This is a genomic window from Nonomuraea longicatena, assembly GCF_039525605.1.
Classification (GTDB): Bacteria; Actinomycetota; Actinomycetes; order Streptosporangiales; family Streptosporangiaceae; genus Nonomuraea; species Nonomuraea longicatena.
In genome coordinates this window covers 18,975-39,742 of the sequence record NZ_BAAAHQ010000054.1, presented here as the reverse complement: position 1 = coordinate 39,742, position 20,768 = coordinate 18,975, and the positions used below count along the sequence as shown (strand labels likewise).

The 20,768-nt window shown below is 69.8% G+C and carries 24 protein-coding genes; 5 read left to right on the top strand and 19 right to left on the bottom strand.

The window, feature by feature from the left end; genetic code table 11:
- Positions 1-16: 16 nt before the first annotated feature.
- The 8 genes from nuoF to ABD120_RS36590 form a co-directional block, all read right to left on the bottom strand.
- Entirely contained in the window at positions 17-1,306 is a 1,290-nt protein-coding gene (gene nuoF, locus ABD120_RS36625) for an NADH-quinone oxidoreductase subunit NuoF (protein ID WP_343954960.1), read from the bottom strand.
- Entirely contained in the window at positions 1,303-1,959 is a 657-nt protein-coding gene (gene nuoE, locus ABD120_RS36620; RefSeq protein WP_343954959.1) for an NADH-quinone oxidoreductase subunit NuoE, read from the bottom strand. Before nuoE ends, nuoF begins: the two co-directional genes overlap by 4 nt.
- Positions 1,956-3,281, bottom strand: a complete 1,326-nt coding sequence (locus ABD120_RS36615; protein WP_343954958.1) for an NADH-quinone oxidoreductase subunit D — start codon at positions 3,279-3,281, stop codon at positions 1,956-1,958. The genes nuoE and ABD120_RS36615 overlap by 4 nt, the downstream gene beginning before the upstream one ends.
- The gene (locus ABD120_RS36610) at positions 3,278-3,883 is read right to left on the bottom strand and encodes an NADH-quinone oxidoreductase subunit C (RefSeq protein WP_343955025.1); all 606 of its coding nucleotides are present in this window, start codon (positions 3,881-3,883) and stop codon (positions 3,278-3,280) included. Before ABD120_RS36610 ends, ABD120_RS36615 begins: the two co-directional genes overlap by 4 nt.
- Before the next feature lie 47 nt (positions 3,884-3,930).
- The gene (locus ABD120_RS36605; RefSeq protein WP_343954957.1) at positions 3,931-4,482 is read right to left on the bottom strand and encodes a NuoB/complex I 20 kDa subunit family protein; all 552 of its coding nucleotides are present in this window, start codon (positions 4,480-4,482) and stop codon (positions 3,931-3,933) included.
- Positions 4,483-4,484: 2 nt separating this feature from the next.
- Positions 4,485-4,880, bottom strand: a complete 396-nt coding sequence (locus ABD120_RS36600) for an NADH-quinone oxidoreductase subunit A (RefSeq protein WP_343954956.1) — start codon at positions 4,878-4,880, stop codon at positions 4,485-4,487.
- A 77-nt stretch (positions 4,881-4,957) separates the two neighbouring features.
- Entirely contained in the window at positions 4,958-6,211 is a 1,254-nt protein-coding gene (locus tag ABD120_RS36595; protein WP_343954955.1) for a geranylgeranyl reductase family protein, read from the bottom strand.
- 200 nt (positions 6,212-6,411) lie between these two features.
- Positions 6,412-7,128, bottom strand: a complete 717-nt coding sequence (locus ABD120_RS36590) for a demethylmenaquinone methyltransferase (RefSeq protein ID WP_343954954.1) — start codon at positions 7,126-7,128, stop codon at positions 6,412-6,414.
- A gap of 78 nt (positions 7,129-7,206) precedes the next feature.
- Between ABD120_RS36590 and ABD120_RS36585 the strand changes: the two genes are divergently transcribed.
- Entirely contained in the window at positions 7,207-8,418 is a 1,212-nt protein-coding gene (locus ABD120_RS36585) for a hypothetical protein (RefSeq protein WP_343954953.1), read from the top strand.
- Here the strand turns inward: ABD120_RS36585 and ABD120_RS36580 are convergent.
- On the bottom strand, positions 8,415-8,633 hold the full coding sequence (locus tag ABD120_RS36580; RefSeq protein ID WP_343954952.1) for a DUF4229 domain-containing protein: 219 nt from the start codon (positions 8,631-8,633) through the stop codon (positions 8,415-8,417). The two genes, ABD120_RS36585 and ABD120_RS36580, sit on opposite strands and share 4 nt — an antisense overlap.
- A 279-nt stretch (positions 8,634-8,912) precedes the next feature.
- Between ABD120_RS36580 and ABD120_RS36575 the strand changes: the two genes are divergently transcribed.
- Positions 8,913-9,134, top strand: coding sequence for a BldC family transcriptional regulator (locus ABD120_RS36575; RefSeq protein ID WP_157248821.1), 222 nt, complete (start codon positions 8,913-8,915; stop codon positions 9,132-9,134).
- A 269-nt stretch (positions 9,135-9,403) separates the two neighbouring features.
- Here the strand turns inward: ABD120_RS36575 and ABD120_RS36570 are convergent, their stop codons facing one another.
- Together ABD120_RS36570 and ABD120_RS36565 are read right to left on the bottom strand one after the other, a co-directional pair.
- A complete protein-coding gene (locus tag ABD120_RS36570; protein ID WP_343954951.1) occupies positions 9,404-9,646 on the bottom strand; it encodes a hypothetical protein in 243 nt (80 codons plus the stop codon).
- Between the two features lie 10 nt (positions 9,647-9,656).
- Entirely contained in the window at positions 9,657-10,508 is an 852-nt protein-coding gene (locus tag ABD120_RS36565; RefSeq protein ID WP_343954950.1) for a hypothetical protein, read from the bottom strand.
- A 308-nt stretch (positions 10,509-10,816) separates the two neighbouring features.
- On the opposite strand from ABD120_RS36565, the gene ABD120_RS36560 reads away from it, so the two are divergent.
- The gene (locus tag ABD120_RS36560) at positions 10,817-11,140 is read left to right on the top strand and encodes a PLD nuclease N-terminal domain-containing protein (RefSeq protein ID WP_343954949.1); all 324 of its coding nucleotides are present in this window, start codon (positions 10,817-10,819) and stop codon (positions 11,138-11,140) included.
- 5 nt (positions 11,141-11,145) lie between these two features.
- Here ABD120_RS36560 and ccsB read toward each other — a convergent pair whose 3' ends face one another.
- From ccsB to ABD120_RS36535, 5 genes are all read right to left on the bottom strand, one after another.
- Positions 11,146-12,081, bottom strand: a complete 936-nt coding sequence (ccsB, locus tag ABD120_RS36555; protein WP_343954948.1) for a c-type cytochrome biogenesis protein CcsB — start codon at positions 12,079-12,081, stop codon at positions 11,146-11,148.
- Entirely contained in the window at positions 12,071-13,642 is a 1,572-nt protein-coding gene (resB, locus tag ABD120_RS36550; protein WP_343954947.1) for a cytochrome c biogenesis protein ResB, read from the bottom strand. Before resB ends, ccsB begins: the two co-directional genes overlap by 11 nt.
- Positions 13,642-14,364 (bottom strand): cytochrome c biogenesis CcdA family protein, encoded by a 723-nt coding sequence (locus ABD120_RS36545; protein ID WP_343954946.1) that lies wholly within the window; start codon positions 14,362-14,364, stop codon positions 13,642-13,644. The genes resB and ABD120_RS36545 overlap by 1 nt, the downstream gene beginning before the upstream one ends.
- On the bottom strand, positions 14,357-14,917 hold the full coding sequence (locus ABD120_RS36540) for a TlpA family protein disulfide reductase (protein ID WP_343955024.1): 561 nt from the start codon (positions 14,915-14,917) through the stop codon (positions 14,357-14,359). Before ABD120_RS36540 ends, ABD120_RS36545 begins: the two co-directional genes overlap by 8 nt.
- A gap of 63 nt (positions 14,918-14,980) precedes the next feature.
- Complete coding sequence (locus tag ABD120_RS36535; RefSeq protein WP_343954945.1) at positions 14,981-15,622, bottom strand: histidine phosphatase family protein; 642 nt, start codon at positions 15,620-15,622, stop codon at positions 14,981-14,983.
- 209 nt (positions 15,623-15,831) lie between these two features.
- Here ABD120_RS36535 and ABD120_RS36530 point away from each other — a divergent pair, with 209 nt between their 5' ends.
- Positions 15,832-16,689 (top strand): EamA family transporter, encoded by an 858-nt coding sequence (locus ABD120_RS36530; RefSeq protein ID WP_343954944.1) that lies wholly within the window; start codon positions 15,832-15,834, stop codon positions 16,687-16,689.
- Here ABD120_RS36530 and ABD120_RS36525 read toward each other — a convergent pair.
- Entirely contained in the window at positions 16,682-17,581 is a 900-nt protein-coding gene (locus tag ABD120_RS36525) for a LysR family transcriptional regulator (RefSeq protein ID WP_343954943.1), read from the bottom strand. The two genes, ABD120_RS36530 and ABD120_RS36525, sit on opposite strands and share 8 nt — an antisense overlap.
- 220 nt (positions 17,582-17,801) lie before the next feature.
- On the opposite strand from ABD120_RS36525, the gene ABD120_RS36520 reads away from it, so the two are divergent.
- Positions 17,802-18,689, top strand: coding sequence for an EamA family transporter (locus ABD120_RS36520; RefSeq protein ID WP_343954942.1), 888 nt, complete (start codon positions 17,802-17,804; stop codon positions 18,687-18,689).
- 32 nt (positions 18,690-18,721) lie between these two features.
- Here ABD120_RS36520 and hemL read toward each other — a convergent pair whose 3' ends face one another.
- Both hemL and ABD120_RS36510 read right to left on the bottom strand, forming a co-directional pair.
- A complete protein-coding gene (hemL, locus tag ABD120_RS36515) occupies positions 18,722-20,011 on the bottom strand; it encodes a glutamate-1-semialdehyde 2,1-aminomutase (RefSeq protein ID WP_343954941.1) in 1,290 nt (429 codons plus the stop codon).
- A gap of 35 nt (positions 20,012-20,046) precedes the next feature.
- Entirely contained in the window at positions 20,047-20,688 is a 642-nt protein-coding gene (locus ABD120_RS36510; protein ID WP_343954940.1) for a bifunctional DNA primase/polymerase, read from the bottom strand.
- Positions 20,689-20,768: the final 80 nt, after the last annotated feature.

The following is a 20,768-nucleotide window of genomic DNA, read 5'->3' as shown; positions in this document are numbered from 1 at the left end:
TCTACGGCTGTGGTCGTCACTGGTCACCCCAGACGGTGGACTTCTTCGGGTCGAACGGGCAGCCGCCGATCTCGAAGTGCTTGAGGTACTCGTCGCGGAAGTACTTCACCGACGAGTGGATGGGGCTGGCCGCGCCGTCGCCCAGGGCGCAGAAGGAGCGGCCGAGGATGTTGTCGGCGATGTCGGTGATCGTGGCCAGGTCCTCTTCGGTGCCCTGACCGGCCTCCAGGCGCCTGAGCACCTGCTTGAGCCAGTAGGTGCCCTCGCGGCACGGCGTGCACTTGCCGCAGGACTCGTGCGCGTAGAACTCCGTCCAGCGCAGCACGGTACGGACCACGCAGGTGGTCTCGTCGAAGATCTGCAGCGCGCGGGTGCCGAGCATGGAGCCCTTGGCGCCGACGGCCTCGAAGTCGAGCGGCACGTCGAGGTGCTCGTCGGTGAAGATCGGCGTCGAGGAGCCGCCCGGCGTCCAGAACTTGATCCGGTGGCCGGCGCGGATGCCGCCCGCCATGTCGAGCAGTTCGCGCAGCGTGATGCCCAGCGGCGCCTCGAACTGGCCCGGCCTGGTCACGTGGCCGCTCAGCGAGAAGATGCCGAAGCCCTTGGACTTCTCGGTGCCCATGCCGGCGAACCAGTCGGCCCCGTTGGAGATGATCGCGGGAACACTGGCCACAGACTCCACGTTGTTCACAACAGTCGGCGAGGCGTACAGGCCCGCCACCGCAGGGAACGGAGGCTTCAGCCGAGGTTGACCCCGCCGTCCTTCGAGCGAGTCGAGCAGCGCCGTCTCCTCGCCGCAGATGTAGGCGCCCGCGCCACTGTGCACGACGAGTTCCAGGTCGTACCCGGTGCCGAGGATGTCGGTGCCGAGGTAGCCGCGCTCGTACGCCTCGCGTACCGCCGCGTGCAGGCGGCGGATCACGTGGAGCACCTCGCCGCGCACGTAGATGAAGGCGTGGCTGGCGCGGATGGCGTACGACGCGATGATCATGCCTTCGATCAGCGAGTGCGGGTTGGCCATCATGAGCGGGATGTCCTTGCAGGTTCCCGGCTCCGACTCGTCGGCGTTGACGACGAGGTAGTGCGGCTTGCCGTCGCCCTGCGGGATGAAGCCCCACTTCATGCCGGTGGGGAAGCCCGCGCCGCCTCGGCCGCGCAGACCGGAGTCCTTCACGGCCTGGATGACGGCGTCGGGGTCCATGGCGAGGGCCTTGCGCGCCGCCTCGTAAGGGCCGTAGCCCTCCAGGGTGAAGGAGTTGGGCTGGTCCCAGTTGGCGGTGAGGACCGGCGTCAGTGTGGTGCTCATGCCTCGGGGGCCTTCCATCCGTTGGCCTTGGCGACCTTCAGGCCCTCCAGCGAGGGGCCGGCGGCCGACGGGCCGTCGCCCGCCAGGTCGTCGGGCAGCCCGGCGAGGACCCTTGAGGCCTCCTTGAAGGTGCAGAGCTTCTTCGGGCCCCGGCTCGGCGACACGCTCTTGCCGTCGCGCAGGTCGTCGACGAGCTGCTTGGCCGACTCGGGGTTCTGGTTGTCGAAGAACTCCCAGTTGACCATCATGACGGGCGCGAAGTCGCAGGCCGCGTTGCACTCGATGCGCTCCAGCGAGACCTTGCCGTCCGAGGTCGCCTCGTCGTGACCGACGCCGACGTGCTCGGACAGCTCCTCCCAGATCTGGTCGCCGCCCATGACCGCGCACAGGGAGTTGATGCAGACGCCCACGTGGTAGTCACCGGCGGGCTTGCGCTTGTACATGGTGTAGAAGGTCGAGACTCCCACGACCTCGGCCTTGCTCAGGCCGAGGATCTCGGCGCAGAACGCGTGGCCGTCGTCGGAGACGTAGCCCTCCTCGGACTGCACGAGGTGGAGCAGCGGGAGCAGTGCCGAGCGAGCCTTCGGGTAACGCCCGATGATCTCCTTGGCGTCCCGCTCCAGACGCTCGCGGACCTCCGGTGAATAGCTCACCGGTCAACACCTCCCATAACCGGGTCGATAGAAGCCACCGCGGCGATCACGTCGGCCACCTGGCCGCCCTCCGTCATGGCGGGCATGGCCTGGAGGTTCGTGAAGGAGGGCTCGCGGAAGTGCACGCGGAACGGCCGGGTGCCGCCGTCGCTCACCACGTACGCCCCGAGCTCGCCCTTGGGCGACTCGATGGCAGCGTACGCCTGGCCTGCGGGCACCCGGAAACCCTCGGTCACCAGCTTGAAGTGGTGGATGAGGGCCTCCATGGAGCTGCCCATGATGTGCGCGATGTGGTCGGGCGAGTTTCCGAAGCCGTCGGGGCCGAGCGCGAGCTGCGCGGGCCAGCCGATCTTCTTGTCCTCGACCATCACCGGCTTGCCCTTGAGCGGACCGGCGATCCGGTCGAGGGCCTGCTCGACGATCTTGAGGGACTCCTCCATCTCGTTCATGCGCACGAGGTAGCGGGCGTAGACGTCGGCGCCACGCTCGGTCGCCACGTCGAAGTCGTAGGTCTCGTAGCCGCAGTAGGGCTGCGACTTGCGCAGGTCCCACGGCAGTCCGGCGGAGCGCAGGATCGGGCCGGTGACGCCGAGCGCCATGCAGCCGGACAGGCCGAGGTAGCCGACCCCCTTGGTACGCCGCAGGTAGACCGGGTTCGCGTCGAGGAGCTTGCGGATGTCCTTGATCCGCTTGGGCATCTCCTTGAGGAACTCGCCGACCTTGTCGACGGCGCCGGCGGGCAGATCGACGCTCACACCGCCGGGGCGGATGTAGGCGTGGTTCATCCGCAGGCCGGTGATGTACTCGAAGAGGTCCATGATCATCTCGCGGTCGCGGTAACCGAAGATGAACGGCGTGGTCGCGCCCAGCTCCATGCCGAAGGTGCCCATGGCGACCAGGTGGGAGCCGATGCGGTTGAGCTCCATCATCATCACGCGGATGGCCTGGGCCCGCTCGGGGACCTGGTCGGTGATGCCGAGCAGCTTCTCGACGCCCATGCAGTAGGCGACCTCGTTGAAGATCGGCGCGAGGTAGTCCATGCGGGTCACGAACGTGGTGCCTTGGGTCCACGTCCGGTATTCCATGTTCTTCTCGATGCCGGTGTGCAGGTAGCCGATGACGCTGCGCGCCTCGGTGACCGTCTCACCGTCGAGGGTCAGGACCAGGCGGAGCACGCCGTGCGTGGACGGGTGCTGCGGGCCCATGTTGATGACCAGGCGCTCGTCCTCGGCGGAGCGCGCGCCGCTGACGACCTCTTCCCAGTCGCCGCCCTGGACGGAGTAGACCTTGCCCTCTGTCGCCTCGTCGTATCCGGTGCTCACGAGTAAGACCTCCTCTCGTCGGGCGCGGGGATGGTGGCGCCCCGGTACTCGACCGGGATGCCGCCCAGCGGGTAGTCCTTGCGCTGCGGGTGACCGTCCCAGTCGTCCGGCATCATGATCCGGGTCAGTGCCGGGTGGCCGTCGTAGACGATCCCGAAGAAGTCGAAGGTCTCGCGCTCGTGCCAGTCGTGCGTCGGGTAGATCGCGACCGACGACGGGATATGGGGGTCGCCGTCGGGCGCGCTCGTCTCCACCCGGACCCGCCGGTTGTGGGTGATCGAGCACAGGTGGACGACCGAGTGCAGTTCCTCACCCTGCAAGTGGGGGTAGTGCACGCCGGTGACACCGAGGGACAGCTCGAAGCGCAGCGCGGCGTCGTCGCGCAGCTTGCCCAGCACCTCCAGCAAACGCTCGCGCTTGACGTGCAGCGTCAGCTCGCCACGGTCGACGACGACGCGCTCGATGGCGTCGTCGAGGCCGAGGGTGTCGACGAGTTCGTCGAAGTAGCCGCCGTACGGGCGCGGGGTGGAGATCTGCGGCGGGCGCCGTACGACGAGGCCGCCGTAGCCGGAGGTGTCGCCGGTGCCGTCCGCGCCGAACATGCCGTGGCGCGCGACGGGGGTCTCCGGCACCTCGGGGAGGTTGTCGCTCACTTCCCTGCCCCCTGGTCGATCAGCGGGACGGTGCGCAGCGCCTGCAGTTCGAGTTCGTCGATCTGCTTCTTGCGGTGCGCGCCGAACTTCATGTTCTGGATCTTGTCGTGCAGCTTCACGATCGAGTCGATGAGCATCTCCGGCCGGGGCGGACAGCCCGGCAGGTAGACGTCCACGGGTACGACGTGGTCGACGCCCTGCACGATGGCGTAGTTGTTGAACATGCCGCCGCTGGAGGCGCACACGCCCATGGCGATGACCCACTTGGGCTCGGCCATCTGGTCGTAGATCTGACGCAGCACCGGCGCCATCTTCTGCGACACCCGCCCGGCCACGATCATGAGGTCGGCCTGGCGGGGAGAGGCCGAGGCGCGCTCCATGCCGAAGCGGGCCAGGTCGTAGTGGGAGGCACCGGTCGCCATCAGCTCGATCGCGCAACAGGCGAGGCCGAAGGTCGCGGGCCACACGGAGTTCTTGCGCGCCCAGCCCGCGGCCTGCTCGACCGTGGTGAGGATGAACCCGCTGGGGAGTTTCTCTTCAAGTCCCATTTTCAGTCCCAGTCCAGACCCTTGCGGCGCCACACGTAGGCGTAGGCCACAAGCACGGTGGCGATGAACAGCACCATCTCGACGAGCGCGAACACTCCGAGTCCCGACGCGATCACCTGGCCGTCGGGGCCCTTCAGCGGGGCGAAGGAGACCGCCCACGGGTAGAGGAAGATGATCTCGATGTCGAACACGATGAAAAGCATCGCGGTGATCATGTACTTCAGCGGGAAACGGCCACCGCCCGTCGGCTGCGGCGTCGGCTGGATGCCGCACTCGTAGGCGTCGAGCTTCGCGCGGTTCCAGCGTTTGGGGCCGGTGAACGGGGCGATGGCGACCGAGAAGATCGCGAACCCTCCCGCGATGATGGCGAGCACCAAGATGGGTACATATAGATCCATCCGCTACGCCTCCTCTACTGTCGCCACGCGTGCGGGCGCGCGGTCGGACGGACGGTTGTGCCTGGTGGGTATGAGGTTCATGCTGGTGGGGCGACCTTCGAAAGTGCGTTGATGAGCCTGTCTGAGGCATCGCCTCGCCGGTCGGTGAGATTACCAAGGAGTTTGAGCGCGAAGCGCATCAGCCTGGGGTGAGGCAGGCCGTGCCTGGTTCCGAAGCTCATCACCCCCGGCCGCCCGATCGCCTCGACGAACCACCGGCCCAGCGTGAAGTAGCCGCCGTACGCGTCTTTCAGCACGTCAGGATACGTGCGCAGGACGCGTTCCCGGTGCGCGGGCGTGCTCGTGCGCAGTGCTCTGGCGATGACCTCGGCGGCGATCTCACCGGTCTCCATGGCGTAGGCGATGCCCTCGCCGTTGAACGGGTTGATCGCGCCGCCCGAGTCGCCGACGAGGACGAGCCCCCGGGTGTAGTGGGGCTGGCGGTTGAAGGCCATCGGCAGCGCGGCGCCCCTGATCGGGGCGGTCATGGTGGCCTCGCCGAAGCCCCAGTCCTCCGGCATGTTGCGTACCCACCGCTTGAGCAGGTCTCGGTAGTCGATGTTCTTGAAGGCGTCGCTGGTGTTGAGCAGCCCGAGGCCGACGTTGCAGGTGCCGTCGCCGACGGGGAAGATCCACCCGTAGCCGGGCAGCAGCGTCTCGGCGTCCCACAGTTCGAGCCAGGTCTCGATGTAGTCGTCGTCGTGGCGCGGGCTCCGGTAGTAGGTGCGCACGGCCACGCCCATCGGGCGGTCCTCCCGCTTGTGCAGGCCCATGCCGAGCGCGAGGCGGGTGCTGTTGCCGTCGGCCGCGACGACGACGCGGCTGCGGAAGGTGCGGCCGTCCTTGGTGGTGACGCCGATCACGTGGCCGCTGCGGTCGTCGAGCACCGGCCCGGTGACGTTGACGCCCTCCATGAGGCGGACGCCGTGCTCGACCGCGTTGGCGGCCATGATCTGGTCGAAGTCCTTGCGGGTGCGCACGAGGCCGAAGTCGGGGAAGCTCTCCAGCCGGGGCCAGTCGAGCTCGAAGCGATGGCCGCCGCCGACGACCCGCAGGCCCTTGTTCCTCACCCAGCCGGGGGCGTCGATGTCGATGCCCATGTTGAGCAACTGCTTGACGGCCCTCGGGGTCAGCCCGTCGCCGCAGACCTTCTCCCTGGGGAACTCGGTCTTCTCCAGCAGCAGCACGTCGAGGCCGGCGGCTGCCAGGTAGAAAGCGGTCGCGGAACCGGCGGGACCGGCGCCGACGACGATGACGTCGGCGTCAGCCTGATTGGCTGTTGGCACGGTCACTGGACTGTCCTGTCCTACACACTCGAAGGCTCGGGGTGTGGCGCCTTCGTTCCTTTGTGAACCCCTTCACAAACTTGTCGGTCCGCAAGTCTAACCCCTTCGTGGCACAAAGGGGCAGTCGGGGCCCGTCTGGACGGCGGGCCGGGCGAGCACTCCGACGAAGGGCAACCTAGCGTGATCTCCCACAGACCGGGAAGAGATCACGCGGGTTTGCGGCCCCGGTGCAGCGCGACGATGCCGAGGCTCATGTTGCGCCAGGCGACCCGCTCCCAGCCGGCCTGCTGGATCGTGCGCGCCAGCGTCGGCTGGTCCGGCCAGTCGCGGATGGACTCCGCGAGGTACTCGTAGGAGTCGTCGTTGCTGCCGAGGACGGTGGCCACCTGCGGCAGCAGCCGCATCAGGTATTCACGGTAGACGCGGTCGAACAGCGGCACGGTCACGTGCGAGAACTCCAGGATGACGAGCCTGCCGCCCGGCTTGGTGACGCGCAGCATCTCGCGCAGCGCCTGCCCGGTGTCGTGGACGTTGCGCAGCGCGACCGAGATCGTGACGGCGTCGAAGCTGTCGTCGGCGAAGGGCAGCCGCATCGCGTCGCCCGCGACGAAGGGGATGCCGGGGCCGCTCAGGGCGTTGCCGCCGTGGCGCCCGACCCCGGTCCTGAGCATGCCGAGGGAGAAGTCGGAGGCGATGGCCCTGGCGCCGAGCGTGGTGAAGGCGTCGGTCGAGGTGCCCGTGCCGGCGCCGAGGTCGAGGACGACCTCGCCGGGCCCGGCGTCGACGGCGGCGGCGACCGCCCTGCGCCACAGGCGCACCTGGCCGAACGAGATCACGTCGTTGACGAGGTCGTAGCGCCGGGCCGTGCGGTCGAACATCGCGGCGACCTCGTGCGGTTGTTTGTCCAACTGAGCACGCGTCATATCCCAAAGACTAGGCCCAAGCCGGTATTCAACGGAAAGTAGCGACCCCAACACGCACGGTCTGCTACTACTGGGCGCATGCTCGCTCGCGCCTTCCTTGCGGCCGCGGTCGCGATGGCTCCCGTCACACACCCGAGGGTCGTCTCAGCCGATCCGGTCGACACCACGCCCCACGTGCTCGACGGCATCGTCAGCGCCCTCGCCCTGGTCGGCGGCACGGTCGTGGTGGGCGGCTCGTTCAGCGAGGTCGCCGACGCCGGTCGCACCCGCACCCTGCCCCGGAGCAACGTCTTCGCCTTCGACCTGGCCAGCGGCCGGATCCTGCCCGACTTCGCCCCTGACGTCGACGGCCCCGTCCACGCGCTCACGGCCGGGCCGGACGGCACCGTCTACGTGGGCGGCGACTTCCCGACGGTCAACAGGAGCCGCGCCATGTCGCTGACGCGGCTGCGGCTGTCCGACGGCGAGCGGGTGCGCGAGTTCGCGCCGCGCCTGACCGGCGGCATGGTCACGGCCCTGGTCAGGCGTGGCGCCCACCTGTACGCGGGCGGCGACTTCACCGGCCCCCGTACGGCGCTGGCCCGGTTCGACGCCGTGACCGGCGCGACCGACCCGAACTTCACGGTGACGCCGGGCACCCCGCGCACGCCGAGGGTCAAGGTGTACTCACTGGCGGCGACGGCCGACCGTCTGATCGTGGACGGCAGCTTCACCACGCTCGACGGCCACTCGCGGCCGCAGCTCGGGCTGATCGACATCCGGTCCTCGCCCGCGCGGGTGGCCGACTGGCGGACCTCGGCGTACGAGCCGGAGTGCAAGTCGGTCTTCCCCTCGTACGTGCGGGGGCTCGACCTGTCGCCCGACGGCCGCTGGTTCGTGGTGGTCACGACGGGCGGCAGGCACACCACGGGCAAGCTGTGCGACACCGCGACTCGGTTCGAGACGTACGCCACAGGCCAGAAAGTCGCTCCCACCTGGGTCAACTACACCGGCGGCGACTCTCTGTATTCAGTGTCCGTGACAGGCGCCGCGGTCTATGTCGGCGGTCACCAGCGCTGGATGGACAATCCCCATGGCCGGGATTCGGCCGGGTCAGGGGCGGTGTCACGGGAGGGCATCGCGGCCATTCACCCGCGTACGGGAAAGGCGCTGTCCTGGAATCCAGGACGTGAGCGTGGCATCGGGGTGAAGGCATTCCTGGCGCACAACGGGGGTCTACTCGTTGGTAGCGACACAACGAGACTCGGACGGGAGTACCATGCCCGAATTGGCATGTTCCCCCTGCCCTAGTCGTTCTGCGGCTTTGGTCGGTTGACCTTGTCGCTGATGCGTGCGCTCACGGCGTCACGCTGCTTGGACAGCAGGACATAGCTGGCGACACCGCTGATCAGGAACGACGCGGCGACGAGCAGCAGTAGGTTCTGCAGGCCGAGGAGATACAGCACACCGAGGGTCACGAGAAACAGGCCGATCCGCGACGCGGTGTAAACGAGAACGGGACGCACGGGTTCGAGGTTACTCGGCCTGGGGCGTGCTCTCCCGTCCACTCCCCCGGCTGGCGGTCTACGCACGGGGCGCGAGCGCTGCTACTGTGCCCAGTCAGGGTGTTTCGTAAAGAAACACCCACGAGAGCCCCAAAGAGGCTCTATCATATAACAATCGGGCAGTTAGCCGATAACAACCCGTGATCTTTGTCGAAAACCACGGATAAATCAGGCTTCGCTCGACACACTGGTTGCCTGTCCGCCCGCTGGCAGGAAGCGGGATGCGAGGGGGAGAGATTGGTGGAGAGTAGCAGCGAGCGTCTGCTGACCCCAGGAGAGGTTGCCGCCCTCTTCCGGGTAGACCCGAAGACGGTTACGCGCTGGGCTGCGGCAGGCCGCATCAGCAGTATCCGCACCCCCGGAGGGCACCGGCGCTTCCGCGAGTCGGAAGTGCACGCCCTTCTGCGAGGCGAGGACGTTCTTACGGCCGAACGGCCGGCAGGTGAGTCCCCGCGAGTCTGACGTTCAGTCCGGTCGGTGATCCTGCTTCGCAGGATCACCTGCCCGGGTGACGCCGTGCGAGCGTTTCCCGCACGGCCCCGCCACACGACCGGCAGCCGCCGGCACCGTACGGCACAGCCCCAGTCCGCCCCCGATGACCGGTCCGGCACGCCGACTCCGGCGTGTCCGGCCCGTCGCCCTTCACAAAGCGCACGGACAGCCCCGAGCCCGAACCCCAGGGCCGCACGGCCGACCCCCACCCCCCAGGTCGACCAGGCGCTGTCCCTGCGTCAACGCCCCTCCTGCCGGGCCTTGAAGGCGAGGAACTCCTGTTCCAGATCGTCGTTGCCGCTCAGCCAGCGCTCCCGCCGGTCCTCCAGTTCCGCCTCCGTGATCGACTCGGGCAGCCACTGGTCGTAGCCGGGCTCGCCGGGTGTCACCTCGACGTACGCGTTGCCGATGAGACGGCCGTCCTCGCTGCTCAGGCTCTGGGGCACGCGCAGGGTCCCATCGGCGAGCCGGATGACGTACATCGCTCATCACCTAGATTCCGTAGCGCCGGTTGAAGAACAGCATGACGTCGAGTGCCATCCGCGTGTCGCCGCCCAGCATGTCGACGAGGGCCGGCCGCTGGCGCGAGGCGATCGCGGCGAACGCGTCCGCGAAGAACTCCTTGCGGCCCAGCCCTCCTGCCTGGCGGTGGAAGGCGGAGGCCAGCAGCGGCGTGGCCTGTTCGTAGAGTGCCACGAACTCGGGTGAGTCCGAGACCCATTCGCCGGGTGCCGAGTCGACGTCGTCGATGGCGTGGCCGACCTCGTGCATCATCACGTCGGGGGTCGGCGAGGGCCGGTCACCGACGACGATCTTGCGGTCGCCGTAGGCGCCGGCGCAGATGTCCCAGGAGGCCCGGCCCGAGGGGAGCGGCGCACCGCGCAGGTAGCCCATGTCGTCGAGGTCCGGAACGCCTCCGGGGCCGACGTAGATGCCCTCCAGGCTGATGGCGAGCTTCTTCTTCAACCGCTCCGGCAGGCGGGCGAGGCTCTCGACGGCCCGGACCGTCTCCGGCGGGGGCGGGCCCTGGCGGGCGTCCCACTGACGGTGCAGCACGGCTTCGAGGGGGCCGCAGTGGAGCAGGCCGTCGCCCAGGTCGGGCGTGTCCGGACGGTTGGGCTGCGCCCTCGGCTGCACGTCGGGGAGTTCGAAGTCCTGCCAGGTGTACTGGGGCCGCTCCACCACGGCGGCCGGCAGCCGCTCACGACCGATTCTGGGGCGTTCACGCTCCGCGGCGCGGAATCCGTCGGGCGGCACCCGCCAGGCCGTCTCCCGCACGCCCTCAGGCGCTCGCTCCCGTCCTGGCAGGCGCGGTGCGGCTCCGTAGGACTCGGGGGACTCCACGGGGGCCTCCTTGTGTAACGACCAGAAGGAGCGGTCGGCGTCCGGCGGCGCGTCGCCACGTCTGGAGAAGAGGTACGAGCCACGGCGCCACCAACGTCCTCGCCGGTGCCGGCCCTTGTCGGGGGTGAAGGCCATCCCACCTCGCTACGCACGGCCACGATCGGGCCAGACAGTCGGGCTTGGCGACCGGACATGGCGGGTCGCCGTGCCGGGCGCGCATTCCACCGTACGACGCGGATCTTCCCTAGTCATCCGAAATGGGGCACCAGGCAAGCACGATCACGACGCGGATGGCTTACAGTTCGGGAATGGCAGGTGTACTCGTCAGCCTGGCGGTGCTGGGCTTTTGGCTCTACTCCCTCTTCGACGTCGTCACGACGCCGGAGGACGAGGCACGCAGCATCCCGAAGACTCTGTGGGCCCTCGTCGTGATCTTCATTCCGGTGGCGGGCGGTCTGCTCTGGTTCCTGCTCGGCCGTCCGCTCGCCGGAGGCCCAGAAGGCGGCCCAGAAGGCGGCACAGCAGGCGGCGCGGCGGCGCCGAGAAGGTCACGCGGCGAGGCCCCGAAGGGCCCCGACGACGATCCCGACTTCCTGCGCGACATCGACAAGCGGATGCGCGGGGACGGCTGAGCCTCCTAGTTGACGTCGGCGTAGCTGTGCAGACCGCCGAGGAAGATGTTGACCCCGATCAGGTTGAACAGCAGGCAGCCGAGCGCGACGAGCTGCACCGCCGTGGCGGCCTTGCCGCGCCAGCCCGCGGTCACGCGGGCGTGCAGGTAGGCGGCGTAGGCGACCCAGGTGATGAACGACCAGACTTCCTTGGGGTCCCAGCCCCAGTAGCGGCCCCACGCCTTGTCCGCCCAGAGGGCGCCGGCGATGACGGCGAAGGTCCAGACGGGGAAGGCCAGCACGATGGCCCGGTGGGCGACGGCTTCGAGCTGCTCACGGGTGGGCAGGCGCGAGAGGCCCTCGCGGCGTACCAGGTAGAGCACGCCCGCGACGCCCGCCAGGATGAACAGGCCGGAGGCCAGGATCGCGGCGGAGACGTGGATGGCGATCCAGTAGGAGTTCAGGGCGGGCACGACCGGGCCGGCCGCCGTGTAGAGGAACTTGACCGCGAAGCCCAGCCCCAGCGCGGCGGTGACCATCACGAACGGGCCGAGGAAGCGGACGCTGTTGCGCAGTTGGGTGGCGAGGAACGCGGTCACGGCGGCGAAGCAGATCGCCACCACGAACTCGTACATGTTGCCCCAGGGCCAGCGGCTGACCGCCAGCCCCCTGGTGACGATGGCGCCCAGCGTGGCGGCCCAGCCCACCCAGCCGAGCGCGAGGGCGAAGGTCCCCGCCCGTACGGCCCAGGCCGGGGGCTGCGGCGCGGCGTCGTCGGGCCCAGAGACATCGAGCCCGACCGCGCCCACCGGGACGGGCTGCCGCGCCTTGGCCTTGCTCTGGCTGACGGCGGCCCTGCCGTAGGCCAGCTCCAGGGCGAAGCCGAGCATGGAGGCCACATACAGCAGGACGGAGCCGAGAACGAGCTGGTCGCTCAGCTCGGCGAGTGTTTCAGCGGACATCCCTGTCTCCAGCGGATAGGACCTTGACGATGCCGGCGAACTCCTCGGCGAAGCCCGCTGCGGAACCCTCGGTGCGGGTGAGTCCGCCGAGCTCGGCGCCTTCGCCGGAGACCCGGACGAACACGCGGCGGCGGCGGATCAGCAGTGAGAACGTGATGGCCACAGTGGCGAGCGCCGAGAATACCAGGGCGGCCATCCGGCCCGGGTCGTAGGCGATCTGGAGGGTCATCCACTCCTTGGAGCCGACGAACTCGATGGTGCCGAGGCCCTCCGGCAGCTCGAAGGACTGGCCGGGGGCCAGCGGCTCCGGCGTCTTCGACGGCATGACGAGCGGCTTGAGCTTCTTCATGACCTCGTCGGGCGCGAGCTGGTAGACCGACTGCGGCAGGCCGGAGCGGACGCCGAAGTCACCGGTGAACGCGCCGAAGATCTGCACCCGGGGCATGAGGTCGGCGGGGAAGCTGGAGGTCCAGCCGCCACCCTGGGCGGGGGCGACGGTCGGCAGGAAGCGGATGAGGAAGCCGAGTTGGCCCGGCTGGGCGTCCGGCGCCTTGACGACGCACTCGGAGACCCGGGTGGGGACGAAGTCGATCAGGCACGGGACCGCGCCCTCGAAGGCGACCTGCCCCTTGCCGTCGGTGACCTTGAAGACGGGGGCGTAGCCGTTGCCGATGAGGTAGGTCTGGGTGCCGTTGACCTCCAGCGGCTCGTTGACCTTGAGCTCGTAGGGCCGTTCGGGGGCGCCGGGCGCGTCGCTGACCTTGAGGTGGGCGGAGAAGTCGAGTGCCTGGCCGAGCTTCGTCGGGTCGCCGCCGACCTGGTAGGTGGCCTTGAAGTCCTCAAGGGTGAAGGAGAACGGCTCCAGCGACTCGGCGGAGACCTGGCTGCCCGGGATGTAGCGGTCGTAGGCGGCGACGGTGTTGGCGAAGCCGTCGCCCTCGACGACCAGCACGTTGCCCCGGTAGCCGAACAGCGCCCCGGCGCCGACGGCGACGAGGATGCCGAGCAGCGACACGTGGAAGAGCAGGTTGCCCGCCTCGCGCAGGTAGCCCTTCTCCGCGGCCACCCATCCGTCGCCGACCTGCACCCGGAAGCGCAGCCTGCGCAGCCGTCGCGCCACCTCCTCGACCGTGGTGCCCTCGGGCAGTTCGGCGTGGTGGGGCAGCCGCGACAGACGGCGGGGCGCGGCCGGCGGCCTGCGGCGCAGTTCCTTGGCGTAGGTGAGGGTGCGCGGGATGATGCAGCCGATCAGCGAGGTGAACAGCAGCAGGTAGATGGCGGCGAACCAGAACGAGCCGAAGACGTCGAACAGTTGGAAGCGTTCGTACCACTCGGCGAGCGTGGGGTCGTTCTGGTAGATCTGGCCGACCTTCTCCGGCTCGACGCCGCGCTGCGGGATGAGCGAGCCGGGGATCGAGGCCACGGCGAAGAGGAACAGCAGGATGAGCGCCGTCTTCATCGAGGTGAGCGTGCGCCAGCCCCACCGCACCCAGGCGACGAGGCCGAAGCCCGTGTTCCCGGGTGTCTCCTGCCGCGTTTGGTCCTGCTCCCGCACCGTCATCAGATCACCGGCTGGAACGCGCCGATGAGCCCCTGCAAGCTCGCGATCATCTTCCCCCACAGTCCCGTCACCAGGAGTACGCCGACGGCGACCATCATGCCGCCGCCGATGCGGGTGATGAGCCGGGTGTGCTTGCGGATGGCCTGGAAGGTGCGCAGCGCCCGGCTGTAGGCGAGGGCGGCGCCCACGAACGGCAGGCCGAGGCCGAGGGCGTAGGCGACGGCGAGCAACGCTCCGCGCGAGGCGCTGCCCTCGTTGAGGCCGAGGGTGAGCACGACGGCCAGGGTGGGGCCGATGCAGGGGGTCCAGCCGAGGCCGAAGACCACGCCGAGCAGCGGTGCGCCCGCGAGCCCGGCGGCCGGCCTCCGGTGGATGCGCACGTCCCGCATGAGGCCGGGGACGAGACCGATGAAGGCCAGCCCGAGCAGGATCGTGAGGACGCCGAGCACCTGGGTGATGATCTCGGCGTTGCCGAGCATGAGCGCGCCGAGGCCGCCGAACAGCGCCCCGCTGAGCACGAAGACGACGGCGAACCCGGCGACGAACAGCACCGTGCCGAGCACGAGCCGGCCGCGTTTGGGGTCTTCGCTCATCCCGGTGACGTACGACAGGTAGCCGGGCACCAGCGGCAGCACGCAGGGCGACAGGAAGGAGACGATGCCCGCGAGCACGGCGATGGGCACGGCCAGCAGGAGCGAACCCGTGGCGACGATGTCATTCATCGCGGACCTTCGTGACCGCGTCCATGAGGTCGGTGTACTTGACCGCGCCGAGCGCCCGCGCGGCGATGCGCCCCTGCTCGTCGATGATGAGCGTGGAGGGGATCGCGGCGGGGGGCACGGTGCCCTGGAAGGCGAGCGCGACCTTGCCCGGCTGGTCGAAGATGCTGGGGTAACCCGGTTTCTCGGTGCGTTCGAAGGCGAGCGCGTCGGCTTTGCGGTCCTTGAAGTCGACGCCGAGGAACTCGACGCCGCCGGCCTTGGTCTTGGCGGCGACGTCCTTGAGCACGGGCGCCTCCGCCCGGCAGGGGCCGCACCAGGAGGCCCAGAAGTTGAGCACGACGACCTTGCCCTTGTACTGGGCGAGCGACAGGGTGCCGCCTTCGAGGCCGGGTCCTTCGACCGAGGGAGCGGGCCTGCGGTCGGCGGCGGCGAAGATCTGCATCTTGCCGTCGCCGGCGACGAAGCGCGTGTCGCCGACCTGCGGCTGGCCGCTCTGGGAGTTGCCTGCGCAGCCTGCGGCCAGCAGGGCCAGCAGGGCGAGGGAGGCGGACATCGCGCGCACGGAGGAGATCTCCTTGTACTACAGCCGGTAGAGCTCAACACTCTACCGGCGGGCTCAGGCGCCCGGGACTCTGGGTCCCCTCGGCACGGACGCGGCGGGCTCGCTGTATGCGACGCTCACGAGGCGGTCGCCGTCGAAGGTGAGGGTCGTGAGGCTGGCCAGCGCGCACTGCCTGCGCCGTGGGTCGTGCCAGAGCCTGCGGCGGCCCTCGGCGGCCCGGCGGATGGTCCAGATGGGCAACTGGTGGCTGACCAGGACGGCCTCGTGGCCCCTGGCGGCCTCGCGGGCGTCCTCGACGACCTCGCGCATGCGTTTCTTGATCTCCAGGTACGCCTCGCCCCACGACGGCCGGAGCGGGTTGTAGAAGTAGCGGTAGTTGCGCAGGCTGCGCAGGATGCCGAGCCCGTCGCCGACGGTGCGGCCCTGGAGCAGGTTGCCCGCCTCGATCAGCCGCTCGTCGCTCCGGACGTGCAGCCCGAGGGTCGCGGCCAGCGGCGCGGCGGTCTCCCGGGCACGTTCCAGCGGGGAACTGAACAGGGCGACGATGTCGCGGGTCGCCACCGATTTGGCGACCGTTTCGGCCATCTGGTTGCCGGCTTCGGACAGGTGGTAACCCGGCAGCCTGCCGTACAGGATGCCGTCGGGATTGTGCACCTCACCGTGACGCAGCAGGTGAACGACGGTCGTCTCAGCCATGGTGGGGCCCAGCCTATCCGCTTCTCAGCACCGTATAGGCGTCGAAAATGGACGCGTCGGGTTCAACCGAAAAGTAGGGCCACGGTAAGGTCGCCCTGTCTGCGGCGAAGGTTCCGCTTCCGTCCCGTAGATTCTCCACATCCAGGAGATTCCCCACAATTTTGGCCGGAAGCCCGCTCTGAGCGGCGCCGTCGCCGCATGGAGTCATCGTGAGCCCGTGGGCCCTCGCCCTCGTCATCGTCGCGGCGGCCGCGCACGCCGGCTGGAACCTCCTCAGCAAGCAGTCCGCCAAGGCCGACAGCACGGTCTTCCTGTGGCTGGTCGCCGTCGCCGCGAGCGCGCTGTGGAGCCCGGTCTTCCTCTGGTACGTCCTGGCCGAGGACGCCCGTCCGAGCTGGCGCGACCTCGCGGTGATCTGCTGTAGCGCCATGCTGCACCTCGGCTACTTCGTCCTGCTGCAACGCGGCTACCGCGAAGGCGACCTGTCCACCGTCTACCCGGTCGCGCGCGGCACCGGGCCGATGCTGGCGGGGCTCGTGGCCGTGCTGTTCCTCGGCGAGAGCCCGGGGCCCTGGGGGGTGGCCGGGATCCTGCTGATCGGCGCCGGGGTGTTCCTCATGAGCAGCGGCGGCGCCGTCGATCCGAAGGGCGTCGCCTACGGCCTCGCGACCGGGGTGTTCATCGCCGCGTACACGCTCTGGGACTCCCGGGTCGTCGGCGTGTTCGCCGTGGCTCCGCTCCTGCTCAACTACCTGGGCGAGGCCGTACGGGCGGCGGTGCTGACCCCCGCCGTCCTCCGTGCCGGGCGGCGGGGGCTCGTCCGGCCCACCTGGCGGGCGCACCGGTGGCGGATCGTGGGCGCCGGGGTGCTGATGCCGCTGTCGTACCTGCTGGTGCTCTACGCGTTCACGATGGCGCCGGTCAGCGTCGTCGCGCCCACCCGGGAGGTCAGCGTGCTCATAGCGGTTCTGCTGGGCGGCCACCTGCTGGCCGAGGGCGGCCTGCGCCGCAGGCTCGTGGCGGCGGCGGTGATCCTCGGCGGTGTGGTGGCCATCGCGCTCAGCTGACCGCGCGCCCGGCCGCCTTCAGCGCCTCGACGGCCGCCCTGATCGCGGGCCGGCGCGCCGCGTCGGTACGCCACAGGGCGTAGATGCGGCGGGTCTGCCGGGGCAGCGTGGGCACCGCCCGCACCCCCTCCGGCAGCGTACGGCCCAGCCTCGGGACGATCGCGCAGCCCAGCCCGGCGGCGACCAGCGCGAGCTGGGTCGGGTACTCCTCGGCCATGCAGGAGATCTCCGGCTCCAGGTCGGCCGCCCGCAGCGTGTAGACCAGCCAGTCGTGGCAGATCGTGCCGGGCGAGCCGCTGATCCACGTTTCGCCGGACAGCTCGGCCAGGTCGATCTCCTTCCGGTCGGCGAGCGGGTGGTCGGCCCACAGGGCCACGTCGGCGATGTCGTCGAGCAGGACCGCCTTGGACAGGCCCTCGGGGATGGCCATCGGCCGGTTGAGCCAGTCCTGGATCACGCCGAGGTCGAGTTCGCCGCGCGCGATCTCGCGCACCACCCGCTCCGGTTCGCGCTCGTGCAGGTGGATCTGCAGGTCGGGGTGGAGCAGGCTCAGGGTCTTCAGGGCGTGGGGGGCCAGGCCGCGCGCGGCCGTGGGGAAGGCGGCGAGGTGGAGCCGGCCGACGACGGAGCCGCGCAGCGCCTCGAAGTCGGCCTCCGCGGTCTCGACCAGGGCCAGGATGCGCTCGGCGTGCTCGGCCAGCAGGCCGGCGGCGTCGGTCAGCCGTACTCCTCTGCCGTTGCGTTCCATGAGCCGGGAGTTGGTCTCCCGTTCGAGCTTGGCGATCTGCTGGGACACGGCGGACGGGGTGACCATGAGCGCGTCGGCGGCGGCGCCGACCGAGCCGTAGACGTGAACTGCGTGGAGAGCCTTGAGCCTGTTGAGATCCAGCATGTTCGGCCGACCTTCCAAGGACTGCTGCCGTTTCCACGGCGGACATGTAAGCCAGTCTAAAGGGTTTAGCGTAGGAAGTCTCGCTTGTGGTTGATTATGTAGTGCGAGAAAATATATGCATGAGAAAGAACAAGGCCCCCATGACCGAGATCTCCTACCTCAAGAAGCTGGCTGAGCAGGCCCGCGAGCAGCGCGTCCGCGCCAAGAGGCCCACCGGCAAGTGAGAGCGAGGCACCTGGCCCTAGCCGTCGGCCTCGCGGCCGTGTGGGGCGTCAACTTCGTCGTCATGGAAGTCGGCCTGCGCCACTTCCCTCCCCTGCTGTACGCCGCGCTCAGGTTCGCCCTGGCCGCCTTCCCCGCGTTGCTGATCGTGGGCCGGCCGGGCGTACCGTGGCGCTGGGTGGCGGGGGTCGCGGCGACCGTTGGCGTGGGTCAGTTCGGCCTGCTGCTCATCGGCATGCGCATGGGCATGCCACCCGGTCTCGCCTCCCTGGTCCTGCAGGCGCAATCGCTGATCACCGTGGTCGTCGCGGTGCTCCTGCTGGGCGAGAGACTGACCCGCCGCCGTGTCGCGGGCCTCGGCCTGGCGCTCGGCGGCCTGGTGATCGTCGCCGTGGACTTCGGGCTGTCCGGACCGTTCGCGGCTTTCGCGCTGTGCCTGGCGGCCGCCGCCTCGTGGAGCGCGGGCACCGTCATCCAGCGTCGGGCGGCGCCGCCCGACTCGCTGCGCTTCATGGTGTGGGTGAGCGCGCTGGCGACCCCGCCGCTCTTCCTGCTCTCGTACGTCGTCGAAGGCCCGCCCGACCTGGCCGCCCCGCTGGCCGGATGGGCGTCGCTGGCCTTCGTCGCGTTCGTCTCGACGCTGGGCGGGTTCGGCCTGTGGGGCTTCCTGCTGCGGCGTTACGACGCGTCGGTGGTCGCGCCGTACACGCTGCTGATCCCGGTGTTCGGCATGTCGTCGTCGGCCCTGCTGGTCGGCGAGCCGATCACCTGGGCCAAGGTGGCCGCGGCGGTGCTCATCGTCTGCGGCGTCCTCTACGCGGGCACCCGGTCGCGCACGGCCGCCGTCGCCCCAGAGCCCGAACCCGCCGGCCAGCCGGTCCGTTAGAGCACAGGGTCGCCCGGCCTTCTCCGGACACCTCAGCCTGCGGCTGCGGCCGCCTTCGCGGCAGCGGGGAGCGCCGCCGCGACGATCTCCAGCGCCTCCGCGTCGTGGGCGGCCGACAGGAACCACGCCTCGTACGCCGAAGGCGGCAGGTAGACCCCCTGGTCGAGCATCGAGTGGAAGAACGCCGTGTAGGCGGCGGTGTTCTGGCCCCTGGCGGCGTCGAAGTCCTTGACCTCGCGCTCGGTGAAGAAGATCGAGAACAGGTTGCCCGCGCTCTGCAGCCGGTGCGGCACCCCGGCCGCCGACAGCGCCGCCGAGGCCGCCTCGGACACGGTCCGCGCGGCCGCGTCCACCCGCTCGTAGGCGGCGGCGTCCAGTGCGCGCAGCGTCGCCAGCCCGGCCGCGCAGGCCAGCGGGTTGCCCGACAGCGTGCCCGCCTGGTAGACCGGGCCCTCCGGCGCCAGCCGTGACATGACCTCGGACCGGCCGCCGAAGGCCGCGGCGGGCAGGCCACCGCTCATGACCTTGCCGAACGTCATCAGGTCGGCCTCGACCGGGTCGATGCCGTACCACCCGGCGGCCGAGACGCGGAAGCCGGTCAGCACCTCGTCCATGATGAGCAGCGCCCCGTTGCGGGTGCAGATGTCGCGCAAGAACGCGTTGAACCCGGGCTCGGGCGGCACCACGCCCATGTTGGCGGGAACCGCCTCGGTGATCACGCAGGCGATCTCGCCCGCCTCGAAAGCCGCCGTGACGGCCTCGCGCGAGTTGTAGGGCAGCACGATCGTGTCGGCCGCCGACGCGCCCGTGACACCGGGGGTGTCCGGCAGCCCGAACGTCACCACACCCGAACCGGCCGAGGCCAGCAGCGCATCCACATGGCCGTGGTAGCAGCCCGCGAACTTGATCACTTTGGCCCGGCCGGTGAAGCCCCTGGCCAGCCGTACCGCGCTCATCGTGGCCTCGGTGCCCGAGTTGACCAGCCGCACCTTCTCCACCGGCGCCACCCGGGAGACGATCTCCTCGGCCAGATCGACCTCGCCGGGGGTGGCCGCGCCGAAGGACATGCCGCGCGACAGCGCCTCGGTGACCGCCTCGACCACGGCGGGATGGCGATGGCCCAGCATCATCGGGCCCCAGGAGCACACGAGATCGACGTAGCGGTTGCCGTCGACGTCGGTGATGTACGGGCCCTGGCCCTCGGCCATGAAACGCGGCGTGCCGCCCACGGCACCGAACGCGCGGACCGGCGAGTTGACACCGCCGGGCACGACGGCCGTCGCGCGGTGGAACAGGCTCTCGGAGGATTGAGTACGGCTCACCCGGCCAGCCTATGCGGACTGGCGAGCGGGGAGAGTCAGTCGGCGAGCTGTTCGAGCACCCGCAGCGGGTCGGGGAGCGGGCGACCGTCCGGCGGGCGCAGCCACGACACCGGCTGCCCAGTCGGCAGCGTCGAGGGCGGGGCGAGCACGTAGCTGTCGCGGCAGTGCCAGCGCAGGCCCGGTGAGGCGTCGATGGTGGCCGGGTCGCAGTCGAGATGGCACGACCACCACTCGTGCTCGTCGTCCGGGTTGCCACGGGTGGCCACATAGAACAGGACCCGGTCGCCGTTGGCGGCGACCGGGCCCTGATGGGAACCTGCGGCGTCGATACGCGCGAGCGCGGACAACCCCGAGGCCAGCGGTACGTCGAAGACGTCGAACACCCGCCCCGTGGGCAGGATCACGTTGGCCTCCGGCTCGCGTTGCCACCAGTGCGTCAGCCGCGCCGTGTCGGTCGTGGCCTGCACGTGCCAGGCGGGAGACAGCGGATGCGCACCGGGATCGGGACAGCCGACGCGGTCACAGGAACACGCGCGCGGGCCGTGGCGGAGCGGGTGTGCGCCGGGGACCACGGGCCAGCCCAGCGCCGCGTAGCCGAGAACGGCCTCGGTCCTTGCCGGGCGGGCGAGTTTGCGCGTCCGCTTCCGCGTACGCCGAGCGAGTGGTACCCCGACCATGGTGTCTCCCGTTCGATCCGCGCGCCTGAGGAGGTCCCTGACCCCGGGGGCCTAACGCACCACCTGGGACACACCAGCAC

Bases quoted from the DNA above. Each gene is read 5' to 3' on its own strand.
- ABD120_RS36585 (WP_343954953.1), top strand. From the start codon at position 7,207: ATGCTCGCTCGCGCCTTCCTTGCGGCCGCGGTCGCGATGGCTCCCGTC.
- ccsB (WP_343954948.1), bottom strand. From the start codon at position 12,081: ATGTCCGCTGAAACACTCGCCGAGCTGAGCGACCAGCTCGTTCTCGGC.
- ABD120_RS36510 (WP_343954940.1), bottom strand. From the start codon at position 20,688: ATGGTCGGGGTACCACTCGCTCGGCGTACGCGGAAGCGGACGCGCAAA.
- nuoF (WP_343954960.1), bottom strand. From the start codon at position 1,306: ATGAGCACCACACTGACGCCGGTCCTCACCGCCAACTGGGACCAGCCC.
- ABD120_RS36600 (WP_343954956.1), bottom strand. From the start codon at position 4,880: ATGGATCTATATGTACCCATCTTGGTGCTCGCCATCATCGCGGGAGGG.
- ABD120_RS36535 (WP_343954945.1), bottom strand. From the start codon at position 15,622: ATGGCTGAGACGACCGTCGTTCACCTGCTGCGTCACGGTGAGGTGCAC.
- ABD120_RS36590 (WP_343954954.1), bottom strand. From the start codon at position 7,128: ATGACGCGTGCTCAGTTGGACAAACAACCGCACGAGGTCGCCGCGATG.
- ABD120_RS36570 (WP_343954951.1), bottom strand. From the start codon at position 9,646: ATGTACGTCATCCGGCTCGCCGATGGGACCCTGCGCGTGCCCCAGAGC.
- resB (WP_343954947.1), bottom strand. From the start codon at position 13,642: ATGACGGTGCGGGAGCAGGACCAAACGCGGCAGGAGACACCCGGGAAC.
- ABD120_RS36525 (WP_343954943.1), bottom strand. From the start codon at position 17,581: ATGCTGGATCTCAACAGGCTCAAGGCTCTCCACGCAGTTCACGTCTAC.
- ABD120_RS36610 (WP_343955025.1), bottom strand. From the start codon at position 3,883: ATGTTCGGCGCGGACGGCACCGGCGACACCTCCGGCTACGGCGGCCTC.
- ABD120_RS36605 (WP_343954957.1), bottom strand. From the start codon at position 4,482: ATGGGACTTGAAGAGAAACTCCCCAGCGGGTTCATCCTCACCACGGTC.
- ABD120_RS36545 (WP_343954946.1), bottom strand. From the start codon at position 14,364: ATGAATGACATCGTCGCCACGGGTTCGCTCCTGCTGGCCGTGCCCATC.
- ABD120_RS36560 (WP_343954949.1), top strand. From the start codon at position 10,817: ATGGCAGGTGTACTCGTCAGCCTGGCGGTGCTGGGCTTTTGGCTCTAC.
- ABD120_RS36540 (WP_343955024.1), bottom strand. From the start codon at position 14,917: ATGTCCGCCTCCCTCGCCCTGCTGGCCCTGCTGGCCGCAGGCTGCGCA.